At 52.4% G+C, this 25,456-nt stretch carries 19 protein-coding genes; 11 read left to right on the top strand and 8 right to left on the bottom strand.

Going from position 1 to position 25,456, the window contains the following annotated elements; translation table 11 throughout:
* Window positions 1-38 precede the first annotated feature (38 nt).
* The gene (locus B7991_RS02785; protein ID WP_088629500.1) at window positions 39-578 is read right to left on the bottom strand and encodes an LPP20 family lipoprotein; all 540 of its coding nucleotides are present in this window, start codon (window positions 576-578) and stop codon (window positions 39-41) included.
* 194 nt (window positions 579-772) lie between these two features.
* Here B7991_RS02785 and B7991_RS02790 point away from each other — a divergent pair, with 194 nt between their 5' ends.
* From B7991_RS02790 to B7991_RS02815, 6 genes are all read left to right on the top strand, one after another.
* Window positions 773-1,474 (top strand): MotA/TolQ/ExbB proton channel family protein, encoded by a 702-nt coding sequence (locus B7991_RS02790; RefSeq protein ID WP_141099831.1) that lies wholly within the window; start codon window positions 773-775, stop codon window positions 1,472-1,474.
* Window positions 1,471-1,887, top strand: coding sequence for a biopolymer transporter ExbD (locus tag B7991_RS02795; RefSeq protein WP_072828243.1), 417 nt, complete (start codon window positions 1,471-1,473; stop codon window positions 1,885-1,887). The genes B7991_RS02790 and B7991_RS02795 overlap by 4 nt, the downstream gene beginning before the upstream one ends.
* The gene (locus B7991_RS02800) at window positions 1,874-2,809 is read left to right on the top strand and encodes an energy transducer TonB (protein WP_088629502.1); all 936 of its coding nucleotides are present in this window, start codon (window positions 1,874-1,876) and stop codon (window positions 2,807-2,809) included. The genes B7991_RS02795 and B7991_RS02800 overlap by 14 nt, the downstream gene beginning before the upstream one ends.
* Before the next feature lie 9 nt (window positions 2,810-2,818).
* Window positions 2,819-4,093 carry a PD40 domain-containing protein gene (locus tag B7991_RS02805; RefSeq protein ID WP_088629503.1) on the top strand — a complete coding sequence of 425 codons (1,275 nt, stop codon included), beginning with the start codon at window positions 2,819-2,821 and terminating at the stop codon, window positions 4,091-4,093.
* An 11-nt stretch (window positions 4,094-4,104) separates the two neighbouring features.
* The gene (locus B7991_RS02810) at window positions 4,105-4,683 is read left to right on the top strand and encodes an OmpA family protein (protein ID WP_012820040.1); all 579 of its coding nucleotides are present in this window, start codon (window positions 4,105-4,107) and stop codon (window positions 4,681-4,683) included.
* Between the two features lie 90 nt (window positions 4,684-4,773).
* Complete coding sequence (locus tag B7991_RS02815; RefSeq protein ID WP_254917823.1) at window positions 4,774-5,562, top strand: tol-pal system YbgF family protein; 789 nt, start codon at window positions 4,774-4,776, stop codon at window positions 5,560-5,562.
* 208 nt (window positions 5,563-5,770) lie between these two features.
* Here B7991_RS02815 and murA read toward each other — a convergent pair whose 3' ends face one another.
* Complete coding sequence (gene murA / locus B7991_RS02820) at window positions 5,771-7,048, bottom strand: UDP-N-acetylglucosamine 1-carboxyvinyltransferase (RefSeq protein ID WP_088629505.1); 1,278 nt, start codon at window positions 7,046-7,048, stop codon at window positions 5,771-5,773.
* Window positions 7,049-7,053: 5 nt separating this feature from the next.
* On the bottom strand, window positions 7,054-7,818 hold the full coding sequence (locus B7991_RS02825; RefSeq protein ID WP_088629506.1) for an RDD family protein: 765 nt from the start codon (window positions 7,816-7,818) through the stop codon (window positions 7,054-7,056).
* Window positions 7,819-7,884: 66 nt separating this feature from the next.
* Here B7991_RS02825 and rapA point away from each other — a divergent pair, with 66 nt between their 5' ends.
* Genes rapA through B7991_RS02850 form a run of 5 tightly spaced genes read left to right on the top strand, consistent with a single transcriptional unit; the run spans window position 7,885 to window position 15,932 of the window.
* Window positions 7,885-10,875: an RNA polymerase-associated protein RapA gene (gene rapA / locus B7991_RS02830; protein WP_088629507.1), complete on the top strand. Its 2,991-nt coding sequence runs from the start codon at window positions 7,885-7,887 to the stop codon at window positions 10,873-10,875.
* 29 nt (window positions 10,876-10,904) lie between these two features.
* Window positions 10,905-12,044, top strand: coding sequence for a glutamate 5-kinase (gene proB, locus B7991_RS02835; RefSeq protein ID WP_088629508.1), 1,140 nt, complete (start codon window positions 10,905-10,907; stop codon window positions 12,042-12,044).
* 41 nt (window positions 12,045-12,085) lie between these two features.
* Window positions 12,086-12,790, top strand: a complete 705-nt coding sequence (gene scpB / locus B7991_RS02840) for an SMC-Scp complex subunit ScpB (RefSeq protein WP_012820032.1) — start codon at window positions 12,086-12,088, stop codon at window positions 12,788-12,790.
* The gene (gene mutS / locus B7991_RS02845; protein WP_088629509.1) at window positions 12,790-15,429 is read left to right on the top strand and encodes a DNA mismatch repair protein MutS; all 2,640 of its coding nucleotides are present in this window, start codon (window positions 12,790-12,792) and stop codon (window positions 15,427-15,429) included. Before scpB ends, mutS begins: the two co-directional genes overlap by 1 nt.
* A 20-nt stretch (window positions 15,430-15,449) precedes the next feature.
* Entirely contained in the window at window positions 15,450-15,932 is a 483-nt protein-coding gene (locus tag B7991_RS02850; RefSeq protein WP_254917824.1) for a hypothetical protein, read from the top strand.
* 50 nt (window positions 15,933-15,982) lie between these two features.
* Here B7991_RS02850 and B7991_RS02855 read toward each other — a convergent pair whose 3' ends face one another.
* The 5 genes from B7991_RS02855 to trpA form a co-directional block, all read right to left on the bottom strand.
* Entirely contained in the window at window positions 15,983-16,450 is a 468-nt protein-coding gene (locus B7991_RS02855) for a RidA family protein (RefSeq protein ID WP_012820029.1), read from the bottom strand.
* A gap of 126 nt (window positions 16,451-16,576) precedes the next feature.
* Complete coding sequence (locus B7991_RS02860; RefSeq protein WP_254917825.1) at window positions 16,577-19,912, bottom strand: MFS transporter; 3,336 nt, start codon at window positions 19,910-19,912, stop codon at window positions 16,577-16,579.
* A 373-nt stretch (window positions 19,913-20,285) separates the two neighbouring features.
* On the bottom strand, window positions 20,286-21,971 hold the full coding sequence (locus B7991_RS02865; RefSeq protein ID WP_088629512.1) for a sodium-dependent transporter: 1,686 nt from the start codon (window positions 21,969-21,971) through the stop codon (window positions 20,286-20,288).
* Window positions 21,972-22,123: 152 nt separating this feature from the next.
* On the bottom strand, window positions 22,124-24,397 hold the full coding sequence (locus B7991_RS02870) for an aconitate hydratase (protein WP_088629513.1): 2,274 nt from the start codon (window positions 24,395-24,397) through the stop codon (window positions 22,124-22,126).
* A 294-nt stretch (window positions 24,398-24,691) separates the two neighbouring features.
* Entirely contained in the window at window positions 24,692-25,444 is a 753-nt protein-coding gene (trpA, locus tag B7991_RS02875; RefSeq protein WP_088629514.1) for a tryptophan synthase subunit alpha, read from the bottom strand.
* Window positions 25,445-25,456 lie beyond the last annotated feature (12 nt).

Here is a 25,456-nt window from a genome sequence, read left to right on the forward strand (position 1 = left end):
TAGCCAATGTCTTTTTGCTTGAAATTTAAGATGGAAGATTATTCCATTTCATCAAGTTCGGCGTAAGCCTTTTCAGCAGCGGCGCGAATCTTTTCAGCTTCTTCCTTCTTTTCCTGCTGTTCGAGCATCTTGATGTATTCGGAGACGAGGTCAGAGTCGAGCGTCATCACGCCGTAAACCTTGAACTTGCCATCGGCAGTGGTTTCAACCTTGACGTCGTTGAGCGTTGCACCGTTGAGGCGCTGGTTCACAGAGGTCTTGGACGTGCTCTGGAAGTGTTCGGCAATTTCGTCGCTCACATCTTCCTTGAAGTTCTTGACAAGAGCCTTGGTCTGAGCATCGATAGACTTGGCGAGGTCTACGCGAGCGTTCTGGTCGGCCTTTTCGTAAGCAATCTGTTCATCTGCGGATTCGCCGATGCCGATGCCAGCCGGAATGTGCTGCTTGAGGTAGCTCTTCTTCTGCATCTGCATTTCGATGAGGAGGCTAGCTTGCTTTTCTTGCGGGGTCTGCGGCGGGTTGCTTGAGCAGCCAGCGAAAAGTGCTGCAAGAGCGAAACATGCGATGAGTTTTTTCATTGTTTTCTCCTTGGAATTAAAAATCCATTACATTGTTTTGTGCTTTTAATATACAAAAAATATCATGCAAAGAAGTAGTTTTGCAGCATTTGTCAAAAAAAGTGTTGTTAAACGTTTTCTGTTTACTTTGGGTTATGTTTTTTTGTATTATAATATAGTACGTATATTTTTGTAAAATTTTTTTGGAGGTTGTCTTGAACAATACTGTACCTATACTGCAGATGATCACGCAGTCCGATATTGTAACCATGATTATTCTCGGGATTCTCGCTTTTATGTCGCTGGGTTCCTGGGGCATCATCATCGTGAAGTTCTTTAAGCATAAATCGAATTTGCGTGCCAATGCCAAGTTCTTTAAGGATTTCTGCAAGCTCAAGCATTTCTCTGAACTCCAAAAACTTTGTACCGTCTCTAGCGATAGCGCACTCCGCCTGTTGAGCGTCGAGGTCTTGAACGAAGTATCCAAGTTCAAGGGTAAAGTAACTTACGAATCTATTCAGCATCGTTCCTCCTTACTCGAAGATGCTATCCAGCGTTCGATTGAAGGAATCCGCATGGGTGAGGACCGCTATTTGACTTTCCTTGCCACGAGCTCTAACTTGGCTCCGTTCTTTGGCTTGCTCGGTACGGTTTGGGGCATCATGATTGCGTTCTTCCAGATTGGTCATCATGGTTCTGCGGATTTGACTGTTGTCGCTCCGGGTATCGCTATGGCGCTTATCACCACGGTGGCTGGCCTTGTTGTGGCTATCCCTGCCTCTGCCGGGTACAATTACTTTACCTCTAAAAATGGAAGTAACGAAACTTCTTATTACAACTTTGGATCGCAAGTATTGAGTTTGTTCAAGAGAGGGGACATGCTCGCTGTTGAAGGAGTTGCCGAGGAGGAAGCGTGAAACGCAGCCGCCGTAAGGACTTAAAGCAGGAACTTAACCTCACGAACATGATTGACATCGTGTTCGCAATCTTGATTGTGTTTATTTTGTGTGCACCGTTGATGAGCCAGGGCGTGAAGGTCAATCTCCCGCAGGTCAAGGCTCCGACGATGGAACAGCAGAAACTATTGAAAGTTTCCATCACCAAGAACCTCGAAATTTTCATCGCCGATATGCAGGTGGATATGGAAAGTTTCGAGAGCATTTTCAAGTCGCTGTGGAATGGCGAAATGGCTGTGGTCATCAATTCGGACGAAGCTGTAAGTTACGGCTTTGTGATGAAGGTGGTGACGCAGGTGCAAAAGCTCGGTGTAACGAAGCTCGGTTTCTTGACAATGACCCCAAAAGACGAACTGGTAAATGAAAAGAAATAGGGACCATATCCAATATTTCGAGACGGAAAACGATGGATCTTTGCTCAAGATCATCGTGTGTGCTGTCGTGTTTCATTTGGCGGTTGTCGGGACTTTGATTGGTTTGCACAATATTGATTTGAGCAAGCCTGCCGAAGAAATTCCCGTGTTCGAGATGGTGCAAGTCGATGAACCGGTAAAGCAGCCGGTGGCACACGCCCCGAAGCCGGAACCAGAACCGCAGCAAGCGCCGAAGGTGGAACCGCCGCCTCCGCAACCGCCCGAACCGGTGCCAGAAACAGCCCCTGAACCGGAACCCGCTCCAGAGCCGACTCCTGTAAAAACGCTTGAGCCGGAAGCTCCGCAAGTTCCCGAAGAGCCTGCTCCCGAAGTTAAGCCCGATACGCCGGAACCTGTGCCTGTGCCGGAACCCAAGTCCGAAGAAAAGAAGCCGGAAGAAAAGGTCGAAAAGCCGAAGCCGGTCGAGAAGCCTGTTGAAAAACCGGTCGAAAAGGTCGCGAAGAAAACGGTAGAAAAGAAGAACGTCGAAAAGAAGCCTGCGAAAAAGCCGAAGGATGATGACGACTTTGATATTGATGATTTGAACTTGCAAAAGTCGTTTGAATTGCCGAGCCTCAAGGCGGTCAATCCGATTGATATGGACCCGCTGATGCAGGTGTTCCTGGAACGCGCAAAGGCAAAAATCATGAGCAATTTCAACCCGCCGAACGGACTGACGATTGATCGTGATGCAAAGACGACGGTACAGTTCTCGGTGGAACGCTCGGGTGCGATTACTAGCGTGTTCCTCAAACGGTCTTCGTCGAACAGTGCGTGGGACCACTTGTCGATGCGTGCGGTGAAAATTTCGAAGTTGCCGGAACTCCCGCCGACGTACAAGGGTTCAAGTCTTGTGTTGCAGTTTAACTTTACGCCGAACTAGAAAATAACTATGAATAAAATAAAATTGCTTTTTGTGTTTGTTGCGATGGCGCTTGCGGTGCCTGCGTTTGCGGCGATTGATACGATTGCTGTAGATGTGGGTATTTCGGTATTCCAGACGATGCCGATTGGAGTTGTGCCTTTTGAAGAGAATGGAAACATCAAGTGGGCAAACGAAGCTCCGCATTTGATTTTGACGCGTGATGCAAACCTCACGGGGCGTTTTGAAGCCGTGAGCTCGGACAAGTTTGACTTGGTGCTTTTTAGCAAGAAACGCACTCGCCAGTACGTGACCGGCATTGCAACCAAGCTCCCGAACGGGAAAATCAAGCTCGATTGCTATCTGTATGCGTCCGAGACGAAGGATGTGTTGCTTGGCGAAAGCTATACTGTGAAGCCTTTCGACGTGCGTCAGGCGGTGCATTCGTTCTTTGACAAGGTTGTTTATCGCTTGTTTGGGGAACGCGGGGTTGCTTCGACGAAGCTTGCTTACGTCTCGAAAATCGATGGCATGAAGCAGGTCGTGATTTCGGATTACGATGGTTTTTCTCGTCGCCAGATTACGCGCGATTCTTCGATTAATATGATGCCGGTTTGGCAGAAGGGCAATAAGGGTCTTGTGTATGTGAACTTCCGTAAGCAACGTCCGAACCTTTACGCCATCACGTTTGGCGGCAAGGAAACGCCGCTCTTTACGCAGTTCAAGCAGACGTTTAGCCCGGCAGTAAACCCGAAGACCGGAGAACTTCTTTTCTCAGTGACGGAAGGCGCAAAGACTGAACTTTATCGCGGCGATATGAAGACGGGTTCTGCGCAGAAGTTCTTGCACTTGAAATCGAATCAGGTAAGCCCTTCTTGGAGCCCGTTTGCAAGCGAAGTGCTCTTTACGAGTGACCGTGGCGGCTCTCCGCAAGTGTATGCGGTAGGGAAGGACGGCACGGACGTGCGCCGCATTACGTACATGGGCCATTACAATGAACGTGCTAGCTGGTCTCCGGAAGGGGATCGCATTGTCTACACATCGATGGACGATGGCAAGATGAACATTTATACTTGCGCTCTCGATGGTACGGATATTATCCAGCTGACCTCGAACGCAGGGAATAACGAACACCCGACTTGGTCGCCCGATGGCAAGCTGATTGCATTTGCCAGTGACCGCGGCGGTAATTATCAAATTTATATTATGCGTAAAGATGGGAGCGGCGTGACTCGCATTACGAACGGTAGCGAAAATACTTCGCCGACTTGGTCCTGGTTCTTTGACGAGAAAAAAGTTAAATAGAGGAGTGAATTATGGGTAAGGTATTTAAACTTGCTTTGATGGGTACTGCAGTTGCGCTCTTCGCTTGGGGCTGCAGCAAGGAAAAGCCGGAAACGGATCCGCAACCGCAAACGGCGCCGGAAGCTCCTGCGGATTCTACGTTGAATCTTGATGCGCTGGTTGCAGATACGCTGGATGCGGATTCTTTGGCACGCCTGGAAGCGGAACGCCTTGAAGCCGAACGTGCGCGTTTGGAAGAACTGATCAACCGCATTATGCTCGAAGATGTGTACTTTGACTATGACCGCTCCGAATTGACCGAAAATGCAAAGCGTTTGCTTGCTCAAGTGGCAGAAATCCTGGTCAATGAAAATCGCTTTATCGTGACGGTTGAAGGCCATACGGATGCTCGCGGCACTGAAGACTACAACATTTCTTTGGGCGCTCGCCGCTCAACCGTGGTGCGCGAGTTTTTGATTGCGTATGGCGTGGATGCCAACAGGCTTGTTTCGGTGAGCTATGGCAAGGAACGCCCGAAGGTGCAGGGAACTGACGAAACGGCATATTCCAAGAACCGCAGAGCGCATTTCCGCGTGTCCATTGATCAATAGTTTGGGGAGGACTTGATTGTGAATTTGAAGACTTTATCTCTTGGCTTTGTTTTGGCATCTTTTATGCTATCGGGATGCAGTAGCATTACGATGCTGCGCACAAAAGAAATGCGTGCGGTCGGTGACGATGTCATTGCCAAAAATGATTCGGCGTACAAGGCTCTTTCTGCTGAAAATGCTGCGCTCCGTGCTGAACTCGATAGCGTGAAGGCTCAGCTTGATGCTTCTGCAGTGGCGCAAAAGCGCTTGCAGGCCGAAGTGACTGTGCTTTCGAATCGCATGAGCGAAGAAACGGTCCGCCGCGATACGCGTCAGGAAGAAATTATCTATCGCTTGGATTTGCTCCTCGGCAAGTCTGACAAAATTTTGGCAAAGAAGGTCGTGGTGAATAATGGCGTGGCTAGCGCTGTGATGGAACCGGACGCCAATGCCGAAAAGATGATTGAAGCGGAAACGATGTTCAACGCTGCTCATTCGGATTATCACCGTGGCGAATACAAGCTTGCGTACAACGGCTTTAAGCAGGTCTATGAGCTTGTGAAAAAGGGCGAAATGGCAGAAGGGGCTCTCTACTGGATGTCTCTTTGCTTGATGGAGGCAAATCAGCCGGCAAAGGCAAAGACGCTCCTCACGAATCTCGTAGATTCAAACCCGCAGGGCATGAAGGCTTGCTCTGGCATGTTCAAGCTTGCGACGATTTACGGCAACGAGTGCAATCTAGACCGTAAAAAGCAGTACTTGCAGATGATTCTTTCGAATAATACGTGTGCTTCGACTCCAGAACTGGAGCAGGCCGCGATTTCGTTGCAGGAAATGCTTGACTTTAAGTCTCCGGATGGGCGCTCGGCAACGGAAATTTGCCGCGAACAAATGCGATAAAAACATCTCGTCGTTCTGAGGGGCTATGCCCCGAAGGACCCAGTCAAGTCTTATTTTGCATTGACGAGAAATGACTGGATCCTTCGGCTTCGCCTCAGGATGACGCTGAGGAAAATGTCTTCAGGATGACGCTGAGGAAAATGTCTTCAGGGTGACGTTAAAAAAAAGCCGGCTTGAAGCCGGCTTTTTGTGTAATTGCTTGGACCTTTTATTCGTCGCGGGCGTCCGGGTTGAAACGCTTGACTGTTGCACCGATCTTAGCCATCTTAGCTTCGAAATCTTCGTAACCGCGGTCAAGGTGGTAAATACGGCTGATGGTCGTTTCGCCTTCGGCAATAAGGCCTGCGAGAACGAGAGCTGCACTGGCGCGGAGGTCAGAACCCATGATGTCAGCACCTTCGAGCGGGAGCCCACCCTTGATGGTTGCCGTGTTGCCGTTCAGCTGGATGGAGGCTCCCAAGCGTTCGAGTTCGGCGACATGTTTAAAGCGGTCGTTATAAACCGTGTCTTGCACGAGGCTGTTCCCTGGAATGGAGAGGAGCGTTGCCATGAACGGAGCCTGCATATCGGTCGGGAATCCCGGGAATGGGAGCGTCACAAGGCTCATCGGCTTGAGTTCCTGCTGGCGGGCGTCAACTTCGGCCCAGTCGGCACCGACGTTCACCTTGCAGCCGATTTCGCGGAAAGCGTCGAGCGTAGAGGCGATGTGTTCCGGAATGATGCGAGTGACTTTCACGCGGCCGCGCGTGATGGCTGCTGCGCAGAGGAACGTGCCTGCTTCAATGCGGTCCGGGATGGTGACGCCTGTACCCGGGCGGAGGGATTCCACACCCTGGACGGTAAGGGTGCGCGTGCCGCGTCCCTGAATCTTCGCGCCCATGCTGGTGAGAAAGTCGATGAGGTTATCGATTTCGGGTTCGAGGGCGGCATTCTGCAAGACGCTTACGCCCTTGGCAAGTGTAGCAGCCATCAAGACGTTGACCGTTGCACCGACGCTAGAAATCGGGAAGTTGAAGTTACCACCAGGGAGGCGGCCTTCACAAGTGGCTTCGACATAGCCGTGCGTGACGGTAATCTTTGCACCGAGCGCTTCGAGACCCTTGAGGTGAAGGTCCACAGGGCGCGGGCCCCAGGCGCATCCGCCGGGGAGCGAGACGCGGCAACGTCCGAATCTGGCAACGAGAGGGCCGAGCACGTAGAAGCTTGCGCGCATGGTTTTCACGAGTTCATACGGCGCTTCGAGGTGGTCTACACCGCGAGTGTCGATTCTCAAAACATGGCTTCCGCCATTGATGTGGCAACCAATCACGCGGAGCACATCGGACATGGTCTTCATGTCTTTCAAGTGCGGAACATTTGTGATTTCAGAAACGCCATCGGCGAGGAGCGCTGCAGCCATCACGGCAAGCACGGCGTTTTTGGCGCCAGAAATTTCAACTTCACCATTGACCGGTGCTTTAACTTGTGGAACGATAAACTGATCCATATAAATTAAACCTCTTTCTTTTCTTTTTGTTCGATGGCATTATGAACGACGCGAGTCTTTGCAAGATAGTCGTGTAGCGCTCTCTTTTGCGGATCGATAAGGACAATAAGGTAACCCAGACCATAAAAAATGAGTGTCGCTTGCGTGACGATGCTTGCCACAAAGCGGAAAATCGAGAATGCCCATGAAAGCTTTTCGCCGTTTGCCATTTCGACATGAATGCGCAAGAGCTTTTTGCCCGGCGTGGCTCCCCAAACGGCGTGGAATACGATAAAGTAAATTGCCTGTACAATGCTCCAAATCGTAAAGAATGTAGACATTCCGGGGAGATCGAGAGCCTTGGAAACAAGGTCCGTGGAACCGGGGTTATCGATGTACTGGTTTACGATCTCGGATACGGCATTCAAGTCCAGCATGCCTGCCAAGCTCATAATGTAAAGGAAAATCGCACCGACAACAGAAAGAATTAAGTTGTCTATAATGAATGCGTTTGCGCGTACAAAAAATCCTGCAAATCGCTTGCGCTGCATTCTGCCTTGCAATAACGTTTCAATCGTCTGCTTGAGGAGCTCTTCTTCGGTCGGCTCCGGGGGTTCACTTGCTTCGGGAAAATCCTTCCATGCTTTCCAATTAGTTTCGCCGGAGTGCCAGACTAAAGTTTCGTCTTTTATCTTGCCTTCGTTGACAAAATCTTTAATTTCATCGATAGAATAAGGACCTTGACGCCTATCCCCGTCGGTGATTGATGTATCGATATAAAACCATTTCATGTTGTGGAATAATTTAGTAAAAAGTTCGCAAGCCGAATTTTCGAAAAAATCCTAAATTTACAGGTTATGATGATGTTTAAAATTGGTCAGCGCTACGTTAGCCAAGCCGAACCTACCCTGGGGCTTGGTATTGTATCTGAAGTTCAGGGCCGTACTGTTAAAATTTTGTTCCCGTCTATCGGTCAAGCTCGTATTTACAGGACCGATGAAGCTCCAATTGAACGTTTTGTTTTGCAAGTGGGTGAAACCGTCAAGAGTGAAAAGGGTGTATCCTTTGTGGTGGACTCCGTTCGCGAAGATGCGGGTATTATGGTTTATGTCGGGCGTAATGGTAAAGAGATGAAGGAATCCGAGCTGAGCTCGAAGATTTCGACCGCTCGACCGGCTGTGCTGTTTAAGGCCTTGGCCGATGACGAAGTGTGTTCGTCGCGTGATTTTTTGCGTCATGAAGATGCGATGGACATGTATTACAAGTGGATGTCTTCGCCGGTTCGTGGCATGATTGGCCCGCGTGTGAACATGATCCCGCACCAGTATTACCTTTGCTACCGTGCCTGCTCTAGCTCGACGCTCCCGAGGCTTATGCTTTCGGACGAAGTGGGCTTGGGTAAGACTATTGAAGCGGGCATGATTTGGCATGCGCTCAAGTCGAGAGGCCGCATCCAGCGTACGCTCGTGATTGTCCCGGAAACGCTGAAGCACCAGTGGATGATTGAAATGAAGCGCCGTTTCAACCAGCTCTTTACGCTGGTGGACGAAGGCTACATCCGTGGCTTGTTTGTGGGTGTCGCCAAAGACGAGACGAAGCCCAATCCGTTCATGCAGAGTAACGACATCATCGTGTCCATCGACTTTTTGATGGCACAGCCTGCATTGATCGAAGACCTTTTGAAGACGAACTGGGATATGACCATCATTGATGAAGCCCACCATCTGGTGTGCGAGGATGGTTTTACGAGCCACGAGTATATGCTTGCGAACAGGGTGATTGGACGCTCGAAGGGCGTGTTGCTTTTGACCGGTACGCCCTTGCAGCTCCATCCGGAATCGCAGTTCAACCGTCTCAAGATGCTCGACCCGGTGCGCTTTGCAGACTATAACGATTTTATCAAGGACCAGGAAGCTTACCTCAAGCTTGTGCGAGATTTAAATAAGCTTCCGACCGACCCGAACCACCACATGAGCTGGGACGACTTGTACGAATGCGTCCCGAAGAACTCGCAAATTCGCCCGTGGCTGGAACAGGAAAATTCAAAGTCGATGACCGCAGGCGAATGGATGCGCCGCATTGTCGATGGTATGGGTACGGGTTCTGTGGTGTTCCGCAATACGCGTAAGGGCGTGGGCGGATTCCCGAAGCGTGTGCTCGATGAAATTCCGCTCGAACCGAATCCGGCTTACCGTGAAATGGTGGATGTCGCTGCCGACCGCGACTTGGAAGCATCGACCGACATTCAGGAAAATGGCCTCCTCTGCACGAGGTTCTCCGACGCATGGGCAATGGACGAACGCTTTGTGTGGCTTAAGGGATTCCTCAAGGAATACAAGAACGAAAAGGTCTTGTTGATTTGCGAATCCATCCAGGTGGTGCAGGCGCTTGAAACTTTGCTCCTCGAATTCTTGGGCGAAGGTGCGTTTGTGATGTTCCACGAAGATATGAGCATCATGGCACGTGACAAGGCTGCGGCAAACTTCAGCAAGCCTGATGGTGCTAACTTGCTCATCGCTTCTGAAATTGGTTCTGAAGGCCGTAACTTCCAGTTCTCGCATCACTTGGTCTTGTTCGACTTGCCGCTTGATGCCGCTCTCGTGGAACAGCGTATTGGACGCTTGGACCGCATTGGTCAGGACAAGGACATCATCATCCACGTGCCGTACGTGAAGGGCTCGGGTCAGGAAGTGATGTTCCGCTGGTACAACGAAGGTTTGAATTCGTTTGGCGCTCCGCTCATGAGCGGTGGTGAACTCTTCCTCAAGTACACGGAATCGCTGATTGAAGCTTTGGCAACGCCGCGCGCTAGCCTTGAAAACTTTGTGAAGAACGTCATCCCGCAGGTCAAGAAAGACTGCGAGCAGATGCGTAAGCATATTGAAAACGGTCGTGACCGCTTGCTGGAATTTAACTCCCGCAATCCTGAAAAGGCAAAGGAAATCACGGATGAAATTCGTGAACTTGATGCAGAACCGGAACTCAAGAATCTCGTGTTCGATTCCTTGATGAATCGCGGACTCGATGTTGAAAAGAGCTCTGTGCAGGATTGCTTCCTCATTACGATGGGACCGCAGGTTGAAGCGGGTTCTGTGCCGGGCATGCCTGATTTGGCAATGGCTGCGGCGAGTGCTGGCGGTGGCCGCGTGAATAGCCAGACGGATCTCTGCGGCGAAGGCGGTGGAGATGGCGACGGCGATGGTCGCGTGAGCGGTGGCACTTGCATGACGGTCACGTTCGATCGCGATGTCGCGATGACGCATGACGATATTGAATTTATCAGCTTGGACCACCCGCTTGCTCAGGGCGTGTTCGATTACGAAACGAGCTTTGGCCGTGGAACAGTGTCTTGCGCGATTTGGCCGAACTCCGGTTTGCGCGGACTCATGATGCAGTACAACTTTGCTGTGGAACTTCCAGTGTCCGAAGAATGGGGCTGCGCCGATATCGCTGGGCCGAAGTATTTCAAGGTGCTCGTGAATGCGAAGGGCGAAAACATGTCCGAACATTTCGAAGATCTTTCGAATGCGGCGCTCAAGGATGTGGGTGTTCCGCAGGGCAATGCGGCTGTCGATATGACGCTTCGTTACTTTGCTAAGGATGGACTTGCGAAGGCTCGCTTGATTGTTTCTGAACAGGCTAAGAAGTATGCCGAAGAAGCGGCAAATGCTGTGGAAGCGCGTTCGGAACAGGAATACCAGCGCATGAACCATTTGCTTTCGATGCGTGGCAAGGCGGGTACAAGCGAAGCTTTGAAGCAGCTCCGCAAGAACGTGCAGGAACGCAAGAAGATTGTGGCTAACCCGCAACTCCGCCTCGATGCAATCCGCTTGGTGGTGTGCAAGTAAACTATTGACTAATAACTAACGACTGAAAAATGAGTGAATTAAGAAAGAACATTTTAGATGAAGCTCGCCGCGTGGTGGTGAAGATTGGATCTCGCATTCTCGTGGATTCCGAGCGTGGTGGCGTTCGTACGCGTTACATCCAGAAGCTCGCGGATTCCGTGGCACGCTTGATGGATGCTGGCAAGGAAGTCGTCATTGTCACGAGTGGCGCTGTGGGTACTGGCATGGCGGAACTTGGCTACAAGCAGAAGCCGACCGTGCTTGCCGAAAAGCAGGCTTGCGCTGCCGTGGGTCAGATTGACCTCATGTACGCTTATCGCGAAATGTTCCGCTGGGTGCAGCTCTCTGTCGGTCAGATCCTCTTGTCTGCAGAAGACTTCCGCGACCGTGCGCGTTACAAGAATTTGCAGAACACCATCAAAGCAATGCTTGCTCGTAAGATTGTTCCGATCATTAACGAGAACGACTCCTTGGCTGTCGCTGAAATCAAGGTGGGCGATAACGACAAGCTCTCAAGCGATGTGGCGCTCTTCCTTGATGCTGACTTGCTCCTCATCTTTACGGATGAAGATGGCTTGTTCGATGACAATCCGAAGAAGAATCCGAACGCTCGCTTGTTGAACTTTGTTCCTGAAATCACGCCTGCTATTTTGGCATTGGCCGGAAAGCCCGGCGAGGCCGGGTCCGCCGTCAGTACCGGCGGCATGAGAAGCAAGCTCGAAGCCATTCGCAATGTGACGAAGAGTGGCGCGAATGCATTCCTCGCTAGCGGTATGAAGGTCCTCCCGCATCAGGTGTTCTTTGAAAATGCAACAGGAACTTTGTTCGCAGGTTCCAAGAAAAAGCTCAATAGCCGTCAGCGCTGGCTGAGCTTCATTACGACGCCGCGTGGAAGCGTGATTGTCGATGAAGGTGGCGTGAAGGCTTTGCGTGAAAATCATTCGAGCTTGTTGCCGGTTGGCGTGATTGCGGTACAGAAGCATTTCGACAAGGGTGACTTGATTGAAGTACAGGACGAAAAGAAGAATCCTGTGGCTCGCGGTGTCGCTGGTTTTGATAGCGAAACGCTCAAGCTTGTGCTCCGCAAGAAGACTGCCCAGGTTCACGAAATCTTGGGCAAGAATGTTCCGGATGAACTTATCCACAAGAACGACTTGGTTGTATTCTAACTAGGTGACTTTAGACCGCTTTAGACAAAAGGATCAAACGTATGGCTGAAGATCAGAATGTCGAAGAACTGGCCGAAGAATCGGCGGAACTCCCGAAAGTTGAAAGTAGGGAAGACCTGGCTCGCATTATACAGGCGCTTGTGTTTGCGTCTCCGGATGTCGTGACGCTCAAGAAGCTTCGCGAAATTCTCGGCGATTTTTTGGATGCTCGTTCTGTGGCGGATGCGCTCATTACCGCGAACGATTCTTTGAACAAAATTCAGTCTCCGTTTGAAATTGTGGAACAGGCGGGCGGTTACCGCTTCAGGACACGTGCAAAGTATTATCCATGGGTGCGTAAGCTTTTCCCGGAAGCTAATGCAAGGCGTCTCTCGCAGGCGGCGCTTGAAACGCTTGCCGTGATTGCTTACCAGCAGCCGATTACAAAGGCCGCGATTGAACAGGTTCGTGGCGTTTCGTCTGCGGATGGTCCGATCCGTAACTTGCTCGACAAGGGCTTTATTACTTTGGGCGCAAGAGCTGAAACGGTCGGTAACCCCTATACTTACGTGACCACGCAGGAATTTTTGAAATACTTTGGTATCAATCGCATTCCGGAAGACTTGCCGCGTTTGCGCGAATTCAGTGAACTTTTGGAAGCGGGCGCTCTGGTGCCGCAGTACTCCAAGCCTGATAACGCTCCGGAAGAACCGACTCCGCTCGAAGAATCGACTGACCAGATTGAATTGTCTATGGGAGATGCTTAATGGCCGTTACTCCGTTGATGCAGCAATACTACGAAATCAAGAAAGAAAATCCTGGCTGCATTTTGTTTTTCCGCATGGGCGACTTCTTTGAACTTTTTGAAGATGACGCTGTAATCGCCTCGAAAATTTTAGGTTTAACGCTCACGAGCCGCAATAACGGCGCCTCCGGTGCAACGCCTTTGTGCGGGTTCCCGCACCACGCTGCCGAACGCTATGTGCCAAAGATGGTGGCCGCTGGCTACCGCATCGCCATTTGCGAACAGGTCGAAGACCCGAAACTGGCGAAGGGCATTGTCAAGCGCGACATTGTTGAAATCATCAGCGCTGGCACGGCGATGAACGAAGAAAACCTCAATGCAAAAGAGGCGAATTATCTTTGCGCCTATGTGCCTGCGACAAGCGATGATGGCAAGGGCGGAAATGGGGATGTGGCCGCGTTTGCGATTGCCGATGTGACGACGGGTTATTTGGCGACATGCCGTAGCAGTGTGCAGGCTTTCGAATGCGAATTCAGCCGCCGCATGCCCAAGGAAATTGTGATTCCCGAAGGGACGACGATTCCATCTGCGATTATGGACTTGATTAAGGCGGAAAACGTCTTGGTCACTGAACTCCCTGCTATTTTGTTTGCAGAAGACCAAGCAAAGGATGTGCTGTTTACGCACTTCAAGGTTGAAGCGCTTGATGGCCTTGGCTTGGATGGTCGTGTTTTTGAAACGTCCGTGACGGGCGCTTTGCTCCAGTATTTGATCAACCAGAAAAAGTCCGAACTGTCGCACTTTACGACGCTCGAGATTTTGAATCTGGACGATTACATGACGCTCGACCCGAGCACGCTCCGCAACTTGGAACTGGTGCGTCCGTTGAATGCTGACGATTATTCCAGCACGCTTTGCTCAGTGCTCGATTTTACGGTGACGGCGATGGGTGGGCGTACGCTCAAGGACTGGGTGAGCCATCCGTTGATTGCTGTGGACCGCATCCGCGAACGCGAAGAAGCGGTGGGCGAACTTGTCCAGAATCCTGTGGCGCTTGACGAACTCAAGGAATCGCTCACGTCGATTCTCGATATGGAACGCTTGATGGGCCGTGTCGGTAGCGGTCGTGCAAATGCGCGTGACCTCGCGGGAATGGGACGTTCTCTTTCGCAGGCATCAAAGGTTGCTGACGTTTTGGAAGGCTTGCATGCGCCGCTTTTTGAAGGGCTGCGCGAAACGCTAAATGCGGCAAAGGGCCGTGGCGAAGACTTGCTCAAGTACTTCAATGATGACTTGCCGATGACCGTGCGCGAAGGCGGAATGATTCGCCCGGGTGCAAGTGCAGAACTTGATGCCATGAACGAGGACATCAAGGAACGTCGTGAATGGATTGCTTCCTTGGAAGGTCGCGAACGCGAACGCCTTGGAATCCCGTCATTGAAGGTCGGTTACAACCGCGTGTTCGGTTACTACATCGAAATCACGAAGGCGCAGATGGCGAAGGCCACGCAGCCGATTCCGGATGAGTATATCCGCAAGCAGACGACGGTGAATGGCGAACGCTATATCACGCCCGAGATGAAGGAATGCGAATCCGTCATCAGCAATGCCGAAGTCAACATCCATGCGTTGGAATACAAGATTTTCTGCGAGCTTCGCGAAAGCGTGAACAGCTGGCGCGCCGAGCTCCAGGGCATTGCCGATGCGATTGCCCGAGTCGATAGCTTGTACAGCTTTGCCCGCGCGGCCCGCAAGTACAATTACGTTTGCCCGGAAGTTTTTGAAGGGACGGGTATTGAAATTCGCGGCGGTTTCCATCCGGTGATTGTCGCGGTGAATCCCGATTTGAACTTTATCCCGAATGATGTGACGCTTTCGCCGGATGGTACGCGATTGATGCTTATTACAGGCCCGAACATGGCTGGTAAATCGACGTACTTGCGCCAGACGGGGCTTATTGTGCTCATGGCGCAGATTGGCTGCTTTGTGCCGGCTGAAAGTGCTCGCATTGGCGTAGTGGACCGCATCTTTACGCGTGTGGGCGCTAGCGACCGCTTGAGCCGTGGCCTCAGTACGTTCATGGTCGAGATGATCGAAACGGCGAATATCCTCCGCAATGCGACGCCGCATAGCCTTGTGCTGCTCGATGAAATCGGTCGCGGTACGAGTACGTTTGACGGACTCTCGATTGCGTGGGCGATTGTCGAAACGCTCCACAGCGAACCTGCCCGCATGGCGCTCACCCTTTTTGCAACGCACTATCACGAATTGACAGGGCTTGTGGAATCGCTGGAACACGCCGGGAACTTCCAGGTCGCCGTGCAGGAAAAGGGCGATAAGCTCACGTTCTTGCACAAGATTCTCGAAGGCGCTTGCGATTCGAGCTATGGCATTCACGTGGCCGAGATGGCGGGGCTCCCACCTAACGTGGTGCGCCGAGCTCGCAAGATTTTGCTCCGTTTGGAAAAGCAGAAGATTGACCCGAGCGACGAGGCGCAAAACAAGAAAATCAAGGCGCAGCCGCAGATGGACTTGTTTGCACCGCCAGACGAAAATACGCTCTTGCTCAAGGATGAAATTCGCAGGCTCAAGCCCGAGGAAATGACTCCGATGCAAGCGCTGCAACGCCTCATGGACCTGAAGGAAAATTACGGGAAATAATGATCGATTTCGCGGCTTTAATGAACTTTGCTTTTGAGAATCGGCTCTACGAGTCCGAGGTTCATGGCATTGAGCATTGGCATCAGGTGGAGTACAATGGGCTCCTCCTGGCGAAAAAGACTGGCGCCGACATTGACGTAGTGCGCTTGTTTGCGATTTTCCACGACTCGCAGCGTTTGGATGATGCATACGACCGTGAACATGGTGCACGCGGCGCAGAATTTGCAAAGCGTTGCCGCGAGGAAAAGCTTTTTGAATTGGACGATGAACGCTTTGGCTGGCTCTATGATGCGTGCCGCCTCCACACGATTCAACCTCGTACGGGAATTGTTACGATAGACACGTGCTTTGATGCGGACCGTCTGGATTTGGGCCGTGTCGGGTTCCCGCTGAATCCCCAAAAGATGGCGACGGAATGGGGTGCAAAAATAGCCCAGAAGTCTCTCTCTTCGGGCTATTCCGTATTTCACATGCGCGAGTGGATCCGCTCACTTGAGTTGTGACCTGTCATCCTGGAGCGTAGCGACGGGATCCATTATTTCTTGTATTACTTTTATTCTTTAATTGCCTGGAACGTGCAGCTGATTTCGACAGCGACGTTCTTCGGGAGCGTCGAAACGCCAACAGCCGTACGGGCGTGCTTCCCGTTTTCACCGAGAATCTGTACGGCAAGTTCGCTAGCGCCATTCAGCACAATCGGCTGGTCGTGAAAATCGTTTGCGGACTGCACAAAACCCTGGATCTGAACGAGGCGGAGTGTTTCGCCGGCTTTCAACTGCGTGAGGGCGGCGGCAATGTTGTTCAAGAAGCAAATCTGTGCCGCTTCCTTTGCCTTTTCCACAGAAATCTGGTTCGGAACAATGCCGGTAAAAGCAGAAAAATCTCCCTTCACAGACGGCAACTGCCCAGAAACAATAATTGTATCGCCAAAGCGCGTTGCCGGAACATAAGCGGCAACCGGTGCGGGGCAGGCGGGGAGCGTCAGCCCCAATTCTTGGAATTTAGAGACAATTTGACTCATGTAATCTCCTTGTTTTTGCGCCTTTAATATACAATAATTGAAGCGCGTTTGGGACGTTTATGCCCCGCTAATTAAAAAGCCCGCACGTTTTTGCGTGCGGGTATATTTTAAGGCTATTGTTGGCGATTACTTCTTTTCGACGAGTTCCGTGGCGAGCTTCTTCATTCCGTTGAAGTCCCACTTGCCACTGCCGAGCTTCGGGATGGCTTCGACGCAGAATACGGAACCCGGCTGCATAAGCGGCGGGATGCCCGATTTGCGGAGGCTTCTCGAGATTTCTTCGGTGTCGAGCGTTGCATCGCCCTTGACGAGGAGCACGATGCGTTCGCCCTTCACAGAATCCGGAACGGCGGTAATGGCAAATTCGTGTTCTCCCATGATGCCTGTTTCTGCAATGCGGAGTTCCACGGCGGTAAGGGAAATCATTTCGCCACCGAGCTTTGCGAAGCGGCTGTAGCGACCGAGAATCTTGACGAAGCCGTCTTCGGTGATGGTACACTTGTCTCCGGTCTTGTACCAGCGACGCCCATCGACTTCAAAAATGACGGCATCAGTTTTAGCTTCATCGCGGAGGTAACCCTTCATGACTTGTGGGCCTGTGATGACGAGCATGCCTTCTTCACCCGGAGCCAAGAATTCGTTTGTCTCGGGGTTAATAATGGCGCCTGTTGAACCTGGGACAACCATGCCGATGCTCGAGTGGTCGCAGCACTTTTCCATCGTCAAGAAGTCGTCGAGCAATACGTTCGGGGCGTTGAGCGTGGCAAGCGGCGTGAGTTCCGTACAGCCGTAGCCTTCGTAAATGTCTTTGCCGAACTTGAGCTTGAAGGTCTCGCGCATTTCGGGGCGGAGCTTTTCGGCACCGGCAATCACGTAGCGCAAAGAGTCGAGGCACATAGGGTGTACCCAGCGGTTGATGGCGATGGCGCGGAGGAACGTCGGGGTGCCCATGAGGATGGTTGCCTTGTATTCGGCGCACACGCGAGCAAGCGTCTTGATGTCAGTCGGGTCGGGACAGAGCACCATCGGTACACCGTCCAAAAGCGGCATCATGAATGTCATCGTAAAGCCAAACGAATGGAACAGCGGGAGGAGCGATGTCATCACGTCGGTGCGGCAAAGCCTGATGACGTGGTCTCCTTGCTGGGCGTTGGAAATCACGTTCTTGTGCGTGAGTTCCACACCCTTCGGCGTGCCTTCTGAACCGGAGCTGAACAAGATAACAGCATCGTCGCTCAGCTTTGCGGTCGTGAACCAGAGGTCTCTCAAAAGTTTCTTGGGGAACGTTAAGACGATGAACGATTCGAGCAGACGGCAGAATGTGCTGATTTTCTGTTCTTCTTCGTCGATGTAGAACATCTGGCATTTTTCGGCAAGCTGCTTGAAGTCGGCGTTCTTGCCGCAGAGCTTGTCAAAGAAGGCTCGGGACGTGACAATTGTCGAAAGTTCAGCCTTGTCAATGCAGCCGATAAGCGTGTCGACGGGCGAGGTGTAGTTCAAGTTGACCGTCGTCTTTCCGCAGCCGAGAATAGACATAATGCCGAGGGCTGCGTCGCGGCTTGTGGGGAGCATGAAGCCTACATTCTGGTCATTCTTGGTGAGCGACTTGATTTTTTTGCCGAAGTAGTGGCAGAGGCGAATCATCTCGTAGCCGTTCACGTGGCGGCCGGCGGGATCTATCAAAATCGGGCGGGAACGGCGCTTGCGCATTGCACGGTACCAGAGCGGAATGATACTTGCGGAATGGTCCATAGCCATGTTCCAAATATCCGTGCCCAAGTTTTGCAGATCCTTGCGGATGACGTTTTCGGGCGTGGTGGCGGGCATGGCCTTGCCAAAGCCTACGCTGATGACGCGGTTGAAATACTGCGGACGGTTCACGCATTCGGAGGCGTGGCTGTAGCGGCTGCCCCAGAGACCTTGTATGTAGAACGGGACGAGCTGAGCGTTAGTGCCTTCAATTGCCTTGCTGTAGTCGAGCGAGAACTTGGAAACAAATGGCGTCTTGGAAACTTCGCCTTCGGGGAAGATGACCACCGCTTCGCCCTTCAATAGCGCTTCGTGGATTTTTTCCATTGCTTCGCTGGGGTCGCGGCGGTTGATGTTGATGACCGACTTGCCGTGAGAGAACCAGCGCAAGTACCAATCTGCAAACGTGTTCCTGTTGCTTGCGATGAGGAGCGTGCGCGGAGATGCCATCTGGAGCACGGCCCAGTCGATGAAGCTAAAGTGCGGACCCACCAAAAGGAGCGGGCCGGATTCGGGCATGTTCTGGATGCCGTGGACCTTGACCTTATAGCGGAACACGTATGAGAATGCAAAGCGGAGCCCAGCGCGGAGGAGCGTCATCGGGGTGCGCTTGAGCGTGAACACGAACGTGAGGGCGAGGATTACGGCGAGGAAGAACATCTGCTTGTGGAGACTGAGTTCGGTCATGAGGAAGAGGATGACTTGGAAGCCGAGCAAGATGAACAGGAAGCTCATCTGGATCATGAACGAAACGGCGTGGATGCGGCCAGATGTGTCTGGGCGTGTGACGTTTTGGATGACCGTGCGGAGGATGACGAATGCGGAGCCTGCCCAGAAAGCGATGAATGCGTAGAGGAACGCAAGGACGTACTGGTTATTGATGAACGGCGTCACAATCATCGTGATAGAAGAGGCAATGGCGGCAAGCGGGATAAGGCCTGTTTCTACGAAGTTCTTGGAAGACTTTGCGGCACTGATGGCACCAATGATGTAGCCGATTCCGGTGAAGATGAACGTCCACTGGAAAAGTGTCGTGCTCTGCGTACCCGTCATGTTCTGCGAAATCATGATGAGAAACTGCGTCACGCTCCAGAAAGCGGCAATACCGAGCATCGAGAGCTTGAGCATCGGGTTCGACCAGGTCGAAGAGAAATTGCGCATGGGGGAGCGGAGTTTCACAAATTTGTTCGGCTTGCATACGCGGATGCAGAACGACGAAATTGCAGCGAAAAGTCCAACAGCGGAGAGGATAAACGGGAGGAGCGAGTAGCTAATGGTCGAGCTGTCGTTCGGACTGTAGTCAAACGTGAGGAAGGATATAATTGTGATACCGAGCGCCATGAAAATCAAGTGCTTGGCGTTGATTTTCACGAGGTCGTTCCCGTCGGTGATTTCTTTCATGAGGCCGATTTTGGCCGGATTGAAAATCGAGAGGAAAATGCCGTACAGGAACAGGAATGCAAATGCGCCAAAGTCTAGTCTATCGCCAAAGAAGAATGCGATGAGCAAAACGGAGATAGCCATGCCGATGGAGGTCCAACCCATGACCTTGCTCTTGGGGAAACGGCCGGCGAAGTAACTTGCCACATGCATCATGATGATGCTTGGCGAGAACATGGCGAACTGGAGTAGTAGGCTCAGCCAGAAAAACCTAGCGCCTTCGGAGTTGAAGGTTATCCATCTTTGGAAGTGGATGAATAAACCCAGTTGCATAAAAGAAGTTAAAAATACAGCTATGTAATAGGGAACTTCGCCAGGGCAAGTAGTACGTTTCATATAGGTTGTTTAGTATAAAAAGTTATTATAAAGTTGGGGTAAATATAGTAATGATTAGTGGGGGTATAAAAAAGAGATGCCCGCTCGGAGGCGGGCATGACAGAGCCGAAGACAACTCAGAAGGCGAGCGTTGCAAAAATGAGTTTACTCATTTTTATAACCGAGCCAAAGAGTTGGGGCTTCAGCCCAATCCAGTAAAGTTTTACTTCTTAAACACTTTGTAGAAGCAGAAAGCGCAGAGACCGATGATGGCGCCCCAAGCGCAAACCATGAAAACGAGTCCGCCTGTAGTGAATTCAGCGTCCATTTTTTAGCCCTCCATGTTTTCGTCAGAGTTACCGATTTCCATCTTCTTGATGCTCTTGCTGCGGCCCTTTTCTGCGGGACCACCCTTGCGCCAGGCATAGGCGATGGCGAGGTTCAAAAGCAAGAAAAGCACGAGCAAGAATCCGCGGAATGCCCACGTGAATCCGATTTGCGGGAACGTGTGTCCGAGGAATGTGACCGTTGCGTTCGGATCTACGTTGCTAAGCGTGATGAACGGGAGACCGTCCGTGAGTGTGAACGAAACCAAAAGCACAATCAGGTAAATCGGGCAGACGTAAAGGATAATCGGGCGGAGGAAACGCGGGAGCTTGAGAAGCGAACCATCGTTCATGGTGGCAAAAGCTTCATTTTCGCCCGGTTCCACAACCACTTCGGCTGGGAGGTCGCCATTTTCCTGGGCTTTCTTGGCGTTGCGGCGCCCGAGCACGAGGCTAAAGAGAACCGCCTGGATCATGCCCACAAACACGATAAGGTACGTACCGCCCCAGAAGTCGAGTTCATCGACGGTGCCTGCGGCGAGGCCGAAAATAGCGGTGAGGCTACCGATAAAGGTAATCGTGCTGACCGTCGTGACGGACTTTTTACGCGTAAACTTGAGGTCGTCTTCGCAGAAGCTGATGAGCGGCTGGATGATGGAAATGGCGCTCGTGATGCCTGCAAAGAAGAGCATGGTGAACCAAACTGTCTGAAGCACGCCACCGAACGGGAGCGTTCCGAAAACGTAAGGCATCGTCTGGAATCCAAGACCGAACGTGCCGAGCTTGGCACATTCTTCGATGTTTGCACCTGCGATGAGCACTGCCATCGGGATCACGACCGTACCACCAATAATCACCTCGGCGAAGCCGTTCGTTGCGCTTGCCGTGAGCGAAGAAAGCACGAGGTCTTCTTTCGGCTTGAGGTAGCTGGCGTAGCAGAAAATAATTGCCATGCCGAGGCTCATCGTGAAGAACACCTGGCCTGCAGCGGCCATCCAGACCTTCGGGCTTGCGAGTTCCGAGAAATCCGGGTTCCACATGAAGGCAAGTCCCTTGCCGATGCCCGGGAGCGTGAGCACGCGGACCACAAGCACAAGGCCCAAAATCAAGAGGATCGGCATGCAAATCTTGTTGGCGCGTTCAATGCCCTTGCGCACACCGAACGAAAGCACAACCATGTTCGCGATAAATGTAATGAGGAAGAAGATGATGGCGACCGGGATGCCGCCGACGCAAGTCTTGAGCATGATGTAGTTGCCGAAGAATTCCGTCATCTTTTCCGGACCCTGCGCGACAACGTCCATCAACGTGCCTGTTGCCGAGTAGAATGCGAACGCCAAAATCCAGGACTGGATAAATCCGTAGTAGAAAATGATGAAAATCGGCGGGAGGAGTCCGAGCGAGCCCAGGTACTTTGCCCACTTCTTTTTCTTTTGGAAAATCACGTGGTAGGTACTCGGGGAGGTGCCGTAATTGTGGTAGCCTGCGTAACGGCCGAGTGTCCATTCAATCCAGGCGAGCGGAATCCCGAGGAACACAAACGCAATGAGGTAGGGGATGATGAATGCGCCGCCGCCATTGGTAGCCGCCTGCACAGGGAATCGAAGAAAATTGCCAAGACCGACTGCGGAACCAGCGACTGCGAGGATGACCCCGAGTTTGGAACCCCAGCTTTCACGATTATTTGCCATGTTCTTTTCCTAAAATTTGAGCCGAAACTCAGTGAATATCGTGTTAAATTTAGTTATTCCTCGAAAAATGGCAACTTTGAAAAATGTTACGCGAGGGGGAATAAAAAACGCAGGCTCCGAGGAGTCTGCGCTAATTTTACTGGATGACGACATTACTTGTTGTTGGCGCGGATCAAGTTGAGGGCGGAGCCTGCCTTGAACCAAGCCCACTGCTGTTCGTTGTAAGTGTGGCTTAAGGCGATGTTATCGACGGAGCCATCCTTGTGGTGGGCGACGAGCGTGAACTCGGAACCCGGAGCGAACTTGGTGAGGCCAACGATGTCGAACACGTCCTGTTCCTGGATCTTGTCGTAGTCGGCGGCGTTCTTGAAGGTGAGGGCGAGCATGCCCTGCTTCTTGAGGTTCGTTTCGTGGATGCGGGCGAAGCTCTTCACGATCACGGCCTTCACGCCGAGGAAGCGCGGTTCCATAGCGGCATGTTCGCGGCTGGAGCCTTCGCCGTAGTTTTCGTCACCGATGACGATGGAGCCCGTGCCCTTGGCCTTGTAAATCTTGGCGAGTTCCGGGACTTCCTTGTATTCACCGCACTGGCAGAGAACCTTGTTCGTTTCGCCATTGAAGGCGTTCACGGCGCCGATGAGCATGTTGTTCGAAATGTTTTCCAAGTGACCGCGGTAGTTGAGCCACGGACCGGCCATGGAGATATGGTCGGTGGTGCACTTGCCCTTGGCCTTGATGAGGAGCGGGGCACCGGCGATGTCCTTGCCGTCCCAAGCGGCGAACGGTGCGAGGGCCTGGAGGCGCTTGCTTTCGGGGTTGATGGAAACGGTAATCTTGGAACCGTCAGCAGCCGGAGCCTGGTAGCCGGCGTCCTTGACTTCGAAGCCCTTCGGCGGGAGTTCGCACTGTTCCGGCGGATCGAGCTTCACGGCCTTGCCTTCGTTATTCACGAGGGTGTCGGTCATCGGGTTGAAGCGGATGTCGCCAGAGAGGGCGGCGATCACGGCCATGAGCGGGGAGGCAACGAAGGCGTGTGTGTTCGGGTTGCCATCGGCGCGCTTTGCAAAGTTGCGGTTAAAGCTGTGGACGATCGTGTTGAGTTCCTTCTTGTCGGCACCGGCACGGTCCCAGCGGCCAATGCAAGGACCGCAAGCGTTTGTCATGATCGTTGCACCGAACTGCTTGAACAAGTCGATGAGGCCGTCGCGTTCGGCGGTGTAGCGAACTTGTTCGGAACCCGGGTTGATGAGAAGCGGGCACTTCGGGGTAAGACCCTTCGCGAGAGCCTGCTTGATCATGTTAGCGGCCATGTAGAGGTCTTCGTAGCTGGAGTTCGTGCAAGAACCGATGAGGGCGGCGCTCACGACCGGCGTAGATTCCGGCTTCGTTTCGGTGGCCTTGAGGGATTCTGCCATGTCGGTCACGGCGAATGCGCGGTCCGGGCTGAACGGGCCGTTGTAATGCGGGATGAGCGTGTTGAGGTCGATTTCCACAACGCGGTCGAAGTACTTTTCCGGTTCTGCTTCGACTTCCGGGTCGGCCTTGAGGTCAGCGGCAATCTTGTCGGCGGCGTCAGCGACGTCGGCACGGCCTGTTGCGCGGAGGTAACGGCTCATGGAATCGTCGTAGCTGAAGGTGGAGCAGGTAGCGCCCACTTCGGCACCCATGTTGGCAATTGTTGCCTTGCCGGTAGCGGAGAGGCTGCGTGCGCCTTCGCCGAAGTATTCGATAATGGCGTTGGTGCCACCCTTCACGGTGAGGATGCCAGCGAGCTTGAGGATGATGTCCTTGGCGGTAGCAAAGCCCTGGAGCTTGCCGGTGAGCTTCACGCCGATCATCTTCGGGTACTTGAGTTCCCACGGGAGACCGACCATAGCGTCAACAGCGTCTGCACCGCCCACGCCAATCGCGAGCATGCCGAGACCGCCAGCGTTCACGGTGTGGGAGTCGGTACCAATCATCATTCCGCCCGGGAAGGCATAGTTTTCAAGCACCACCTGGTGGATGATGCCTGCACCCGGGAGCCAGCAGTCAATGCCGTACTTGGCAGAGACGGACTGCAAGAAGTCGTACACTTCCTTGCTTTCTTCCTTGGCGCGGGGGAGGTCCTTTTCGACACCTTCGCGAGCGATAATCAAGTGGTCGCAGTGCACGGAACTCGGCACAGCCACGCGGGACTTGCCTGCAGTCGTGAACTGGAGGAGGGCCATCTGGGCGGTTGCGTCTTGCATGGCAACGCGGTCCGGGTGGAATTCGGCAAAATCAGCGCCGCGCTTGTAGGTTCTGTTTTCTGCGCCATCGATCAGGTGGCTGTAGAGAATCTTCTCGGCGAGAGTGAGCGGGCGGCCAAGCTGCTTGCGGGCAACAGCGACGCGTGCAGGAATGCGAGCGTATGTGGCCTGGATCATGTCGAAATTAAAAAGCATAGTTACCTCATGAATTTTTCGAGCGAAAAGATAGAAATTTTAAAAACAGGGAAAAGGGAAAATTTAAGCGTATTTGGGGATATGTTAACGCGACTTCTACGCAATTTCTCGAAAGTTGTAAAGGCGGGCTAGCAAATGTAATATGCGAACAAGAAATGTAATGATTATGAATAAGTTTTTAAAATGGTTGCTATAAAAATGAATTATGCAAAAGAGGCCGGATTGTCCGACCTCTTTTTGCGTTGTCACCCCGGATTAATTCCGGGGTCGCCTTTCTCGTATTAAATCCGGGCTTTACTTCCCGGCGATTTCCTTGGCTTTTGCTTCGATTTCATCGATGGCTTTTGCGCGGCCTTCGGCGGTGTCTGCGTTTGCGAGCACAATGTTCACGAATACGGAACCCGCGACTACGGCGTACACATGCTTCGAAAGCACCTTGGACTGTTCGCCATTGCGGATACCGAAACCGCCGAGAACCTTCGCGCCGTGCTTACCGACCGTGTCGATAAAGTCAAGCGTTGCTTGGTCAATCGTCGTTTCGCTTCCGGTAGTACCTGCGCGGAGTGCGGCGTAGATGTACTTGAAGCCCGCGGAAGCCATCGTTTCGAGACGTTCCTTGGTCATGCTCGGAGCGGCGACCGGGATGTTTTCGAGACCGTGCTTCTTGCAAGCTTCGGTGAGGCCTTCGTCATGGTCAAACGGAAGGTCCGGAATGATGCAAGCAGAAACACCTGCGTTCTTGCACATCTTGACAAAGTTTTCGACGCCCGGAGTAAAGGCGAGCGAGCCGTAAGTCATGATGTAAATCGGCGTCTCGGGGTGGCGTTCGTGAATCTGCTTCACGATGGCGAGGCCCTGCTTAGTGGAATAGCCTTTTTCAAGAGCGATGGTGGAGGCTGTCTGGATGGCTGGACCGTCGGCGCTCGGGTCGCTGAAGGCAAGCTGAATTTCAAGGATGTTGGCGCCACCCTTCACAAGGGCATCGGCGATGGCGATAGAAGTTTCTGCGTCCGGAAACCCGGCAATGAGATGAGACATTAAGTTCATAGTTATAATCCC

Source organism: Fibrobacter sp. UWB3 (assembly GCF_002210405.1).
GTDB lineage: Bacteria > Fibrobacterota > Fibrobacteria > Fibrobacterales > Fibrobacteraceae > Fibrobacter.